11 protein-coding genes and 1 pseudogene are annotated in these 13,053 nt (G+C 61.0%); 3 read left to right on the top strand and 9 right to left on the bottom strand.

The annotated features are described in order from the left end of the window. Positions 1-84: 84 nt before the first annotated feature. The 4 genes from IM760_RS17435 to IM760_RS17420 all read right to left on the bottom strand — a co-directional run bounded on the left by IM760_RS17435 (position 85) and on the right by IM760_RS17420 (position 4,078). A complete protein-coding gene (locus IM760_RS17435) occupies positions 85-408 on the bottom strand; it encodes a YdbL family probable chaperone protein (RefSeq protein WP_204431504.1) in 324 nt (107 codons plus the stop codon). 23 nt (positions 409-431) lie between these two features. Further along, positions 432-614 (bottom strand): YnbE family lipoprotein, encoded by a 183-nt coding sequence (locus IM760_RS17430; protein ID WP_204431503.1) that lies wholly within the window; start codon positions 612-614, stop codon positions 432-434. Beyond that, positions 611-3,217: an intermembrane phospholipid transport protein YdbH family protein gene (locus tag IM760_RS19105; RefSeq protein ID WP_204431502.1), complete on the bottom strand. Its 2,607-nt coding sequence runs from the start codon at positions 3,215-3,217 to the stop codon at positions 611-613. The genes IM760_RS17430 and IM760_RS19105 overlap by 4 nt, the downstream gene beginning before the upstream one ends. A gap of 156 nt (positions 3,218-3,373) precedes the next feature. Then, positions 3,374-4,078, bottom strand: a complete 705-nt coding sequence (locus IM760_RS17420) for an SDR family oxidoreductase (RefSeq protein WP_204431501.1) — start codon at positions 4,076-4,078, stop codon at positions 3,374-3,376. A 105-nt stretch (positions 4,079-4,183) separates the two neighbouring features. Here IM760_RS17420 and IM760_RS17415 point away from each other — a divergent pair, with 105 nt between their 5' ends. Beyond that, on the top strand, positions 4,184-5,065 hold the full coding sequence (locus IM760_RS17415) for a LysR substrate-binding domain-containing protein (RefSeq protein ID WP_204431500.1): 882 nt from the start codon (positions 4,184-4,186) through the stop codon (positions 5,063-5,065). Positions 5,066-5,392: 327 nt separating this feature from the next. Then, positions 5,393-6,769, top strand: coding sequence for a tyrosine-type recombinase/integrase (locus IM760_RS17410; protein ID WP_138771811.1), 1,377 nt, complete (start codon positions 5,393-5,395; stop codon positions 6,767-6,769). Between the two features lie 42 nt (positions 6,770-6,811). Here IM760_RS17410 and IM760_RS17405 read toward each other — a convergent pair whose 3' ends face one another. Continuing rightward, the gene (locus IM760_RS17405) at positions 6,812-7,303 is read right to left on the bottom strand and encodes a nucleotidyl transferase AbiEii/AbiGii toxin family protein (RefSeq protein ID WP_228235335.1); all 492 of its coding nucleotides are present in this window, start codon (positions 7,301-7,303) and stop codon (positions 6,812-6,814) included. Between the two features lie 25 nt (positions 7,304-7,328). On the opposite strand from IM760_RS17405, the pseudogene IM760_RS17400 reads away from it, so the two are divergent. Continuing rightward, positions 7,329-8,473, top strand: a pseudogene (locus IM760_RS17400) (IS3 family transposase). Positions 8,474-8,609: 136 nt separating this feature from the next. On the opposite strand, the gene IM760_RS17395 reads toward IM760_RS17400, so the two are convergent. The 4 genes from IM760_RS17395 to IM760_RS17380 are packed head-to-tail and all read right to left on the bottom strand — an operon-like array spanning position 8,610 to position 12,969. Beyond that, positions 8,610-8,984: a DUF302 domain-containing protein gene (locus tag IM760_RS17395; RefSeq protein WP_138771812.1), complete on the bottom strand. Its 375-nt coding sequence runs from the start codon at positions 8,982-8,984 to the stop codon at positions 8,610-8,612. 27 nt (positions 8,985-9,011) lie between these two features. Beyond that, positions 9,012-11,369, bottom strand: a complete 2,358-nt coding sequence (locus IM760_RS17390; protein ID WP_138771813.1) for a heavy metal translocating P-type ATPase — start codon at positions 11,367-11,369, stop codon at positions 9,012-9,014. Then, positions 11,362-11,574, bottom strand: a complete 213-nt coding sequence (locus IM760_RS17385) for a hypothetical protein (RefSeq protein WP_022996756.1) — start codon at positions 11,572-11,574, stop codon at positions 11,362-11,364. Before IM760_RS17385 ends, IM760_RS17390 begins: the two co-directional genes overlap by 8 nt. Positions 11,575-11,616: 42 nt before the next feature. Then, positions 11,617-12,969: an APC family permease gene (locus tag IM760_RS17380; RefSeq protein ID WP_026949849.1), complete on the bottom strand. Its 1,353-nt coding sequence runs from the start codon at positions 12,967-12,969 to the stop codon at positions 11,617-11,619. Positions 12,970-13,053 lie beyond the last annotated feature (84 nt).

Here is a 13,053-nt window from a genome sequence, read left to right as displayed (position 1 = left end):
AACCTCAAATGAGGTTCGCCCTGTGAGGCCGCCAACTGTGGGACAGCAGTGGCCCCTCGGGGCCCTTTTTTTATTTCCGACCGACTATTTTTCGACCCACTGGCCGGTGGGGGTTTTGATGTACTGGCCGCCGGGGGTTTTCTCGATGGCTTTCTGACCCGCCAGGTTGGCCACCTGCTCCAGGGTGATGCCGTTCTGTTTGGCGATGCGCTCGTAGGCGGCGCGGCGCTTGTCGTTGATGTCCGAGACCAGTTCCACCGCCGCCGGGGTGGCCTTGACCACGCCCAGGTAGCCGTTGGGCTGTTCGCCCACCAGACCCTGGCTCTTGGCCTGGTCCAGATCGAGCGCGAACACCGCGCTGGAGAACAGCAAGGCGGCGGCGAGCAACAGATAACGCAGCTTTGTCATGGGGTTTCTCCGCAAATGTCTCATCAGAACAAATCGCTGTCTTCGCTGAACAGCTGGTCGATGTCCTTTTCCACCTTGAGGCGGATTTCGTGATCGATCTTTACGTTGAGGTTGATGGTGATCGGCTCCTTGGGCGCCTCCAGCGCCACCCGCGGGGTACAGGCGGCGAGAGGCAGGAGCGACAACAGCAGCCACATTGATTTCATCGTTTCGACTCCGTCATGACCTGGTCGGTGATCTGATCACCGATGCGCAGACTGCGCAACAGCTCCAGCACATTTTCCCGGTGCGTGTAATTAAAGACCACCGGCAGATTGTTTCGTTGCGGATTCTGCCCGCGAATCGTCACCCGGGCATCCAGCCAGCCGTCGGCGGCCATGTCCACCTGGGCCTGGAAGGTGTCGATGCGCAGGGGATTGAGGGCGTCCAGGGCGATGGACACCGCCTGGTTGGATTGCGCCATGGCCTGGGCGCCGCTGGACGGCAGGATCGCCAGGGACAGGGGCGTCTCGTTGGCCAGCCGGCCGTTGTTCACCGCCACGCTGTCCGCCAGCAGCTGCAAGGGAATGTAGCCGCCCACCCGGCCGGACAGGCTCACCGCCGGCTCGCCCTGCAGGGCGGCCAGCTGCTCCAGCTCGATGCGTGTCAGCACCACCGGCTGCCAGCCCGGTGACGGCCAGGTCAGCCGGGGGGCGCGCAGTTCGCCGCCCAGCAGGTCGGCGTGCACGCGGCGCACGGTCCAGGTGCTCAGGTCGCTGTCCAGGTCCATGCGGATGTCGGTGATCGGCACGCCCACGTCCAGGCGGGCCAGGGTCAGCGGTGTCACCGTGGCCAGGCTGGGGCGCTGGCCGTCCCAGCCCAGGGCCAGTTCCAGATCCAGGTCGCGGGCCTGCACGCTGCCCCAGTCCAGGGCCAGATCACGGCCGCGCAGGCGGCCGTCCAGGGTCAGGGTGTCGGTCCAGCGCCAGTCGCCGTCCAGGGACAGATCGCCGCCCTGCAGGCTCATGGGCAGGCCACGGCTCATCACCGGCCGCAGCGGCGCGGCGCCGCTCAGGGTGCCGGCGTAGCCCCGCCCCCGGGCGCGGCCGCTCAGGCTCAGGGTGGTGTCCCACTGGGGCACCCGCAGGTCGGCGCCGAAAGCAGCGCCGTTCAGCCGCGCCTCGCCGGTCACCGGCGGCAGCGTCCAGCGCTCCGCCACCAGGCCCTCGGCGTTCAGCGACAGCCGGCCGTGGGGCCCGTCTTCCGCCAGCACCAGCGGCGTGGTCAGGCGCGCGGTGATCGGCCGGATCAGCAGGCGCTCGCGCACCGCCCGGGACAGGGCCACGGTGGCGCCGGCCAGCAGGCGCGGGCGCTCGGCAAAGTCCCAGCGGCCGTCCAGGGTCAGCACGCCGCCGTCCAGATCCGGCAAGGGCCCGCCCCGGCCGGACACCGAACCGGCCCAGGTGTCGCCGTCCCGGCGGGCGTCCGCCCGGGCGCTGAACGGAATGGCCTGATAGCGGCCTTCCAGGGTGGTGGTCACCGGCCAGTGGGGCGGCGTCACCCCGGCCACCGGCACCGTGGCGGTCAGGTCCAGGTCCGCGTCGCGCAGCCGTACCCGGGCGGGTTCGCCGTGCACACCGGTGGGACCGGCGTCGCCGCGCCAGCCGCCACTCAGTCGATAGCCCTGCCAGCGGCCGCCCAGTTCCACCGCGCCCTGCCATTGCAGGTCGTTGGGCCGCCAGTAGACGCGGCTGTCCGTGGTGGTCAGGGTGGCGTCCTGGTAAGCGGCCTCCAGGGGCAGGGCCACCTCGCCTTCGGTGGCCAGCGGTACGGTCACCGGCTCGCGCAACCGCACGGTCACCGCCGGGTCCGCCATGCGCACCCGGAACGACGCCAGCGCCACCCGATCCTCGAACCATTGGAAATCGATCTGGCCGTCCAGGCCCTCGCTGAGGGTGAGCCGGCCCTCACCGTGGCCCAGCCGTTGCGCGTCGCTGCTCAGGTTGAGGGCGGCGCGGCCCTGGGGCCCGCGCGCCACCAGATCCGCGTCCGCCCGACGCAGGGCCGCGCCCTGCCCCTCGGCGGTCAGCTCCCGGCCCGGCGTCAGCACCCAGCCGGCGCCCAGCGCCAGCGGCTCATCCAGCGCGGCGCGCAGCCGCCAATCCAGCCCGGTCCAGTGGGCGCGCACCGTCAGGTCACCCCGGGGGCCCCCGGTGTCCGAATCCGGACTTTCCAGGCCCAGCCCCTGACCGAGCACGGTCAGCTCGCCCTGAAAGCGCTCGCTGTCGAAGGGCGTGCCGGACGGCCACTGCCCGTCGCCCTGGATGCGCGCCTCGCCGGTGACGCCCTGGCGCAATGGCGCCGCCCGCACGGTGCCGGTCAAACGCCAGCGGCCGCTGCTCTTGCGGTATTCGCCGTTCAGCTCACTGTCCCGGAATTCCGCATGGACCCGCCAGCGACCGGCGGCCTGATCGAGCCGGGCCAGAAACGGCGGATAGTCCTGGTACTGCAGCGCCCAGACGGTCACCTCCAGCGCCGGCAGATCCGGCAACGACAGGGGCCCGCCGTCGCCCTCGGAGGGGCAGTCGTTGATGCCCAGGCTGTCCACCGACACGGTCAACGGCCGCAGCCCGCCGAGACGCACCCCGTGGGCCTCCGCCAGCCGGCAGTCGCCGCTTTCATACCACAGCGCGTCCAGGGTCGGCCCCTGCCGCCAGCCCGGGCCCTGCCAGTGCACGCCGAACAACGGCAACGCCAGCAACGCCGCCACCGGCAACAACAGCAGACAAAGGGGGATCAGCCAGAGGAGGTTCTTTTTACGGAATGACACCAAACCTTATTCCTTGGTCGGGGTGGCCCAAGCATGGCGGTTTCTGTCACAAGCATACAGTCTTGAAGCGGTTCGGGGGAGCGCGGTTGAAGCCGCCCCCCGCGGCCATGCCCTGCTGTGGATCCGCTTCGCCGGGCGGGCCTGGGACCGGGTCATTCAGATGGCGTGGGTCACGCCGCCATCGACGCGAATATTCTGGCCGGTGACGTAGCCCGCGCCCTCCGACAGCAGAAAAGCCACGGTATCGGCGACTTCCTCGACCTTCCCATAGCGCCCCATCGGCACGCTGTCACGGCGCTCATGGACCTCGGGGAGACTGTCGATCCAGCCGGGCAACACATTGTTCATGCGAACATTCTTCGCCGCATAGGCATCCGCGAAGAGCTTGGTGAAGCTGGCAAGACCCGCTCGGAAGACGACCGAGGTTGGGAATAAGCTGGACGGCTCGAAAGCCCAGGTCGTCGAAATATTGACGATGGCACCACCGCCCAGCTTCTCCATGATCGGTGCGACCAGACGGATCGGGCGCACGGCACTCAGAAAATAGATGTCCATCCCCTGGTGCCAGTCCTCGTCAGGGATGTCGAGGAGCGGTGCGCGCGGTCCATGGCCCGCGGAATTGACCAGCGCGTCGATTCGCCCCCATGTCGCCATCGTCCGATCCACGACCTGCTTCACGTCGTCGAGTGACTGGTTCGAGCCGGTGACACCGACACCGCCCAATTCCTTGGCTAACGCCTCCCCCTTGCCCGACGAAGAGAGGATGGCGATACGGTAGCCATCCCGGGCCAGTCTGCGCGCGGCAGCGGCGCCCATACCGGACCCGCCGCCCATGATAAGTGCTACTTTTTCTTCAGCCATGACAGCCTCCTTTGGTCTGTTCCGGAAGCATTCTGTCAAGGTAAGGAGGATGTTTCGCGTGATAAATAAACGTGCAAGACTGTAGAAAATCTATAGGCCATTACCATGAAAGCATCCCGCCGCAAGCTCCCCCCTCTCAATGCCTTGCGTGCCTTCGAGGTCTCCGGCCGCCGGTTGAGTTTCCGGGCCGCCGCCGAGGAGTTGGGCGTCACCCAAGGTGCCGTTGCGCAGCAGGTGCGCGCCCTGGAGGAGCACCTGGGCCAGGCCCTGTTCCAGCGGTTGTCGCGCGGGCTCGCCTTGACGCCATCGGGCGCGGCTTACCTGACGGACGTGACCCGTGCCTTCGATACGCTCGGGGACGCCACGGGACGACTCCTGGAGCGACCGGACACGGTCACCATCAGTGTTACGCCGACCTTCGCCGCGAAGCTGCTGATCCCTCGTCTGGCCGAGCTGAACGCCGCGCTACCCGACGTGGAGTTGCGCACGGTCGCCACCGAGGCGCTCTCCGATTTTGAGCGCGATCAGGTGGACATCGCGGTGCGGCTGACCCGCCCTCCGTTCCCATCCGGGCTGGATGCCGAACTGCTGTTCCACCAGGAACTTGTCGCGGTCGCCAGCCCCCATCTGATCAAAGCGTTACCGCTCCCCCTCTCTTCCGAAGCGCTCAGGGCGCTTCCGCTCCTCCATGACGCGCAGGATCATTGGCCGGTGTTTCTGGGTACCGACCGCACGCTGCCCGGCGCGGCGTTCAACCAGACGACACTGGCGCTGGATGCGGCCTTGGCCGGCCAGGGCGTCGCCCTGGCTTGCCGGGCATTCGTGGCGGGGGATCTCGAGGCCGGGCGTCTGGTGCAGGTCACGGACAAGACCGTGATTAAAGAGCCCAGCTATTTCCTCGTCCGCAAGCGGTCATCCTTGCCTTTTGCTCCGCGAGATGCGGTGTGGGACTGGTGCCTGGCTCGGCTTTCTCTTGGTATCGATTAGCGGGGCGGACAGGCCGAGCGCCGGCAATCCGCCACTCACCTGGACCAGAACGAAAAAAGGCCCGGCGTGATGCCGAGCCTCTCTTTTTTCGATTTGGTCGGGACGGAAGGATTCGAACCTTCGACCCCTTGCACCCCATGCAATTTCCGCACGGATACGCACGGACCCTGGCGAACCTCCTAAGAGGGCTCTATCATAGCAAACACGCGGCTTTCAGGCCGCTTTTCTGTTTACACCAATCCGCTGGCATCCGCCGACAGCCAGCCGATCTGGTGGGGCAAAAGTGGGGCAAAATTATCAAACCTCAGATCCTGCAGGGGGTAGGACATGACCAAGCTGACGGCTAAGCAACTGGAAGCCCTCACCGCAACGGATGACGGCAGGACACTACGCGAGGATAACGGCCTGGTCGCCAAGGTCCGCGCCGGCGTTCGTGGCGTCACGGCACTGTTTCGCTATGAGTTCAAGCTGGATGGGGTCAAGCGCGATTACCGCCTCGGCAGCTGGCCCAAGAACACACTCGCTCAGATTCGGGCCAAGCGTGACGAAGCCAAAGCCTCAGTCGCTAAAGGTATCAACCCCAACGCCGCCCAGAAGGCAGCCAGGATTGAAGCCCAAGCCGCCATTGCCTCAACCATCGCCGAAGCCGAGCGCCAAGCGTCGGAAAACAGGACGGTGAACGAGCTATTTGAAGCCTGGCTCGACGATGGGGTATCACGGCAAGATGGCAACGCCGAACTCCGCAGAAGTTTTGGCAAAGACGTGCTCCCCTTGATTGGCAAGACGCCGCTGCGTGCCTTGACCGATAAGGACCTTCTCTCCGTGCTCAGAACAGTAAAGGCTCGCGGCCTGAACCGCTCCGTCGTCATTCTGAACAACGACATGGGTCAAATGCTGCGTTGGGCGGAGAAGCGGCAACCCTGGCGCACCTTGATGGCTGACGGGAACCCCGCCGACCTGGTGGATGTCACCACCCTGCTGGATAGCGACTATCAGGAAGAACGGGAGCGGGTGCTCTCCGCCGAAGAGATCCGAGAGCTGCATGACATCTTCGAGAAGCTGGAAGCGGATTACGCTGCCCTGCCGGCGGGCCAGAAATACAGCGGCATCCGCCCGGTAAACCCCCGCGTGCAAAGCGCCATCTGGATATGCCTGGCAACCCTATGCCGCATCGGCGAGCTGCTTCAAGCGGAGTGGAAGCATGTCGACTTTGACACCGGTCTCTGGTTCATTCCCGCGAAGAACACCAAAGGACATCGCGGAAAGCGGCAGGATCATCATGTCTTTCTGTCGCCTTTTGCATTGTCACAGTTCAAACGGCTACACCAGGAAACCGGCCACACTGCCTTCCTATTTCCCAACAGAGCCGGAGATAGCCACGTCAACACCAAAAATGTCAGCAAACTGATCGGTGACCGGCAATGCCGCTTCAAGAATCGCAGCAAACCTCTGGCCGGCCGGCATCATGATGACAGTCTAGTCTTGGCAAATGGCCAAAATGGCGCATGGACGCCGCACGACATGCGCCGCACTGGCGCGACAATGATGCAAGCGATCGGCGTACCGCTCGACATCATTGATCGCTGTCAAAACCATCTTCTGGGCGGCTCGAAAGTCCGGCGGCACTACCTGCGCCATGACTACGCCAAAGAGAAAACTGAGGCATGGAAACTGCTAGGGGAGCACATAGAAGCGTTACTGTAAGCGTTGGCCCGCCCCATGTTGAGCGAGCAGCAGGGGCCATCCCTACTCGAACAGGGCGGCGACTTCCTGCAAGATCTCTACAGCCGAATCAAAATCCACACTTTCATCATCGTCAGCGTACGACATCGCATCCACAAACTGCCTGTACTCTTCGCGATACTCCTCATCGTTGTCCAGGCACTCGATGGCCTCCTGAATCGACTCTGTAAACGGGGCCTGAGTATCTCGCTTTCCTGTCTGCCGATCGCCTTCGAATGAGGAGTCTGCGACATCCACAAACAGCTCTTCATCTTCCCTAATCACAGAGATCAGCGGAGCAATATCGTGAAGATGGCGAACCATCTCAGGATCCTCACCATGAGCTGATCGATTACTCTTCAGCACACGCCATGTCAACGCACTCAACTTGTCGGCTGCAGTCTCAATCGGCGGCAGGCGCAAGATTTCGACTTCAGGCTCAGTCTCTGTGTAGTACGAAATGAAAGACTGAATATAGTGGCATAGTGGCTTTGGTGATTTTGAGTGTATGATCACTCAGATAGAAAGTCCGGTAACGATAATGACAAAGAAGAGAACGTTCAGTCCGGAATTCCGCTTGGCGGAGGCCTAGCTCGGTCGACCAGGGCTATTCACTGAAAGCGGCCTGTGATGCCATGGGGGTTGGCGAGTTCACCATGGAGTACTGGGTTCGCAAGCTCCCTTCCGAATGAGCAGGCAACGTACCGAAAGGCGAAGCCCTGACCCCGGAACAGCGTGAGATTCAGGAACAGAAACGCAAGCTGCGGCGGGTGGAGGAAGAAAAGGAAATCTTAAAATAAGGCTACTGCTCTCTTGATGTCGGACTCCCTGAACAATTCTCGATAATTGAGCGACTTGAACGGTGCAACGCCTATGTCAGGTATTTGGGGTTCATCGCAGCAGCTACCGGCCGGCGTGACCGGGACAAAGAGCGCTGTGAGGCTGAGAAAACGCTGCTGGATCAGGTTGTCGAGGCGCATGCTGCCAGTAACGGCTCTGCGGGGCTCGCAGCATTGCCAAGATCGCCACCCAGGCTGGAACGACACTGAGCCGGTACCGTGCCGGCAGACGGATGAAGCAGTTAGGGCTGGTCAGCACGCGGCCGCCAGGGCACTCCTACAAGAAGGCGGATCAGCCACACCTGGACATCCCGAACCGTCTTGATCAGGAGTTCGATGTAAAGGAGCCCAATCAGGCTTGGACCGGAGATACTACCTATATCTGGACAGGAGTGCGCTGGGCTTACCTGGCGGTGGTTATCGACTTTTTCCTGTAAACCCGTGGACTGGGCGCTGTCCCTGCCCCCCAATACGGAACTGGTAAAGAAGCCCCTAACCATTGCCTATAGGTCGTGGGGCGAGCCACAGGGCGTCATGTTTCATTCAGATCAGGAGTGCCAGTACACCAGCCTGGGATTCCGAGAGTTGCTCTGGCGCCATCACATGAAGCAGAGTCTCAGCCGGCGAGGAAGTTGCTGGGATAACGCCCCGACAGAGCGGTTCTTCAGGATTTTGAAAACGGAGTGGGTACCGGAAATCGGGTATCCGTGCTGTATCTCGGCGAAGCAGTCGATCACGGACTATATGATCGGCTATTACAGCGTTCTGCGACCGCACAAGCACAACGGCGAGCTGCCGCGCAATGTCGCAGCAGGCTTACTGGAAAACTCAAAAGACGGCGGCCTGAAATACTTGGCCACTACACTTGGAGTTAATCACAGTCAGTTGAATTCAAACAGAACGGTCTGGGCAAACTCCGTGTAGCTTGATCACAGTCAAAAATCACTATCTCAACCAACTGATGGCGCGGCTTCAGACGCCTACTATACCTCGGACAGTGCCTCCCTGACCTTGCCGGCAACCTGTTTCAGTTCGTTGTTTTCAATCGCCGTCATTGAAGCTACGGGATCTATCGCGCTGACTTCGATACCTTCAGACGTTTCCCGCAGAATGACATTGCACGGCAACATGGCCCCTACCCGGGGCTCTACACCAATGGCTTCCCACGCCATAGCAGGATTACACGCCCCAAGGATCCGGTACGCGGGCATTTCCTTGTCAAGCTTCTCCTTCATCGTGGCTTTGACATCAATTTCTGTCAGCACCCCAAAACCGTGATCTGTGAGGGACTGACGAGTTCGCTTGTCAACTTCCTCAAAATTGGCATCTTCTATAATTCGATCAATCGTGTACGGCATAGGTATCTCCAACAAATCCGACGTATATCACTTTGGTCCGAGCTTGACCAGTCGCAGGCGCAGCGCATTCACGATCACGCTGACCGAAGACAGCGACATAGCCGCCGCCGCAAAAATCGGTGACAGCAGGATGCCGAAAAACGGGTATAGAACGCCGGCCGCTATCGGCACACCCGCAGAGTTATAGACAAAGGCAAAAAACAAGTTCTGCCGGATATTGCGCATGGTTGCCAGCGACAATCGACGTGCTTCCACAATGCCCATGAGATCGCCGCGCAACAGGGTAATGCCGGCGCTTTCGATGGCCACATCAGTGCCCGTGCCCATGGCTACGCCTACATCGGCGGTTGCCAGAGCCGGAGCGTCGTTCACCCCGTCACCAGCCATCACCACAACACGGCCCTCATCTTTCAGGCGCTGAACGATCTTGCCCTTATCCTCCGGAAGCACTTCCGCTTCCACTTCATCGATGTGCAATTTACGGGCAACCGCCTCGGCCGACGTCCGGTTGTCGCCGGTGAGCATGACGACTCGGATGCCGTCTTTCTGCAGTGCAGAAATAGCCGCTTCAGTGGTTTCTTTCACCGGATCGGCGATGGCAAGCAAACCGGCCACTTTGCCGTCTACGGCCGCGAAAATAACAGTCGCCCCATCCTGGCGGAGCTGGTCGGCTTCGCTTTCAAAGTCCGCGGTGTCCACATTTTCCGCTTCCATCAACAGCCGGTTTCCGAGCAATACCCGTCGTCCATCAATCCTACCGGTGACGCCCTTCCCATTGGGTGAATCAAAATCTTCCGCGTCCGGTAGTTTCAAGCCCATGGTCTTTGCTTTATCGAGAATGGCGTGGGCCAGCGGATGCTCACTGCCCTTTTCCAGGCCGCCGGCGAATCGCATGAGCTCATCCTCGCTGCCCCCGGCAGCTGGCACCAGTTTGGTCACCTGAGGTTTGCCTTCAGTCAGTGTGCCCGTCTTATCCACCACCACGGTGTCCACTTTCTCCATACGCTCAAGTGCTTCGGCATCGCGGATCAGCACACCGCTCTGAGCACCCCGCCCAACGCCGACCATAATCGACATGGGCGTTGCCAGCCCCAAAGCACAGGGGCAAGCAATAATCAGCACGCTCACCGCAGCAATCAGACCGAATGCCATCGGGGGCGTCGGCCCGAACAACGACCAGGCTATAAAGGCGATAATGGCGATCACGATCACCGCAGGCACAAAATAGCCCGCGACCCTGTCGGCCAGGCCCTGAATGGGCGCGCGGCTGCGTTGGGCGCTGGCCACCATCTGCACAATCTGGGACAGCATGGTGTCCCGGCCCACCTTGTCCGCACGCATGATGAAACTGCCCTGCTGGTTGATGCTGCCGCCGATCACCTGGTCTCCTGACTTTTTGCTGACCGCCAACGGCTCACCGGTCACCATGGACTCATCCACGTTGGAGCTGCCTTCGAGCACCTCGCCGTCTAGCGGAACCTTGTCGCCCGGACGCACCCGCAGGCGGTCGCCGACCTTGACCTGATCCAGCGATACATCGGACTCACCGCCATCATCGTCCAGTTTCCTGGCCGTTGCCGGCGCCAGATCTAACAGAGCCTTGATGGCCCCGGAGGTTTTCTCCCGGGCGCGCAATTCCAGCACCTGTCCAAGCAGCACCAGCACCACAATGACCGCTGCCGCCTCAAAGTACACTGCCACTGAGCCGTCGGCCTGCCGGAAAGCGCCCGGGAATACCTGGGGCGCAAGTGTGGCGACCAGGCTGTAGATCAGGGCCACGCCGGTACCAATGGCTATCAGCGTGAACATGTTCAGGTTACGGCTAACCACGGATCTCCAACCCCGGACGAAGAAGGGCCAGCCGCACCAGAGCACCACGGGCGTTGCCAGCACCAACTGAATCCAGTTGGACATCTGTGGAGCAATCATATGGTCAAGCCCGGTCAGATGCCCGCCCATTTCCAGGACCAGTACAGGCAAGGTCAGCACCAGCCCGATCCAAAACCGGCGGGTCATGTCCGTAAGTTCTGCAGAGGGGCCATCATCCAGGCTCACCTGCTCGGGCTCCAGAGCCATACCACAGATGGGGCAGTCCCCTGGCCCTTGCTGTCGAATTTCCGGGTGCATGGGGCACGTATACATCGTACCTGGCGCAACCGGCTCTTGCGGCTTGTCTTCCTCACCGAGGTACTGCTCAGGGTCCTCGTCGAATTTGGACTGGCAGCGCGAGGAGCAGAAGTACCAGGTTTTACCGCCATGCTGGCTGCGGTGTTCCGCGGTATGCGGATCGACTGCCATGCCGCAAACCGGATCCTTGGCGGTGTGCCCGCCAGGTTCTTTATCGGCGTGGTGATCGTGGTCATGGGCGTGATGGTGCTCAGCCATTCTGATCTCCTGTTTTATCGGCGGGCCAGTCTGCAAATGCAATGAAATACAGCAGAACCAGATTGACGATAGGGATCAGTATCAGTACACCCATCCACCCCGGATACCCCGTGCGCTGGCAAATACGCCAGGCCGGAATGACGACCACAATGGCAATCACCAGCATCCACAGCCAGTGGCCTGCCCACATGGTGTTCCCGAACATGTTATCTCCCATCATGGCAATAGCCTCTCTTCCTGATTCAGATTAATGATGATGCGCATGACTCTCTTCCTGTTTCGCTTGCGCCGATTCCGGTGATCTTTTAAGGAAAATCTGCTCGGATACTGCAATCACGATCATGGTCACGACTGCCACGCTGATGACGAACGGGTCCGTATTAAGCTTTACCCAGACGAAGCCGCCCAGCGCCAAAAGATCCAACAAGATGGCTGTTGCTGGCACCCAGGTGTTGGCCTTGATGTCTTTGCGAAGATAGCGCAGTACACCCCAGTGAATGGCAATGTCCATAATCAGGTAAAACACGATACCCAGCGCGGCAATTCGTGACAGATCAAAGAAGGCGGTGAGGATCAGCCCCAGGACAACGGTATACACCAGTGTGTGTTTCTGGATGCTGCCGGGCATGCCAAAATGCCGATGTGGTACGAGCTTCATCTCCGTCAGCATCGCCAGCATGCGGGATACCGCGAAGACGCTGGCGAGAATACCGCCCGCCGTGGCCATCATGGCAATAGCGACAGTAAACCAGACACCGTAATCGCCGAGAGCGGGACGCGCAGCGGCCGCCAGAGAGTAGTCCTGCGTTTTGATGATTTCCGCCAGGGACAGGTTACTGGCAACGGCGAAACCGACCAGGGTGTAGATCACCACGCAGGCTGCGATGGAAATAATAATCGCTCGCCCCACGTTTCTCTTGGGGTCTATGACTTCCGAGCCGCTGTTGGTGATGGTGGTAAAACCTTTGAAGGCCAGAATGCCAAGGGCCGTTGCCCCCAGGAAATTGCCAAAGGTTCCAGCCTCACCGGGGCTAGAGAAATCAACAGAAACACTGTCGGCAATCCAGATACCCACCAGCCCGAAAACCAGAATGCCTCCGATCTTCAGGATACCTATAAAGGAAGCCACGCCCTGAATCATTCGGTTGCCCAACAGATTGATCAGAAACGCGGCCAGAATTAGTGAGACGCCAAGAATGGGCACCATGCGGCCACTTTCATCGCCATCGAACAGTTGCATGGTGTAAGAACCGAAGGTTCGCGCAAGAAAGCTCTGGGCAATCACCATCGAGAAATACATCAGCAAAGCATTGAAAGCCGTCGGTAACCGATTGCCATAGGCTTTGTGCAGGTACATGCCTATGCCCCCGGCTGACGGGTAGGCATTGGAAATTTTGATGTAGGAATAGGCACTGAAGCTTACGATTACCGCCGCGGCCAGAAACGCCAACGGGAAAAGAACGCCAGTCATCTGCGCCATCTGCCCGGTAAGGGCGAAGATACCGGCGCCAATCATGACACCGGTGCCCAGCATAACAGTTCCCGGAAGTGTAAGACTGCCTTTCTGATAGCGCGTGGTTCTGTCGTGCGTGCTGCTCATACAACCTCCTGTTGTTTTGAACGGCGTTTGATACTCAATAAATAGCCAATGCTGGCTTGGGTAGATCTCACTTGCATCAATGTC

The organism is Alloalcanivorax marinus, from assembly GCF_016906305.1.
Classification (GTDB): domain Bacteria; phylum Pseudomonadota; class Gammaproteobacteria; order Pseudomonadales; family Alcanivoracaceae; genus Alloalcanivorax; species Alloalcanivorax marinus.
This window is presented reverse-complemented; position numbering and strand designations above follow the sequence as displayed.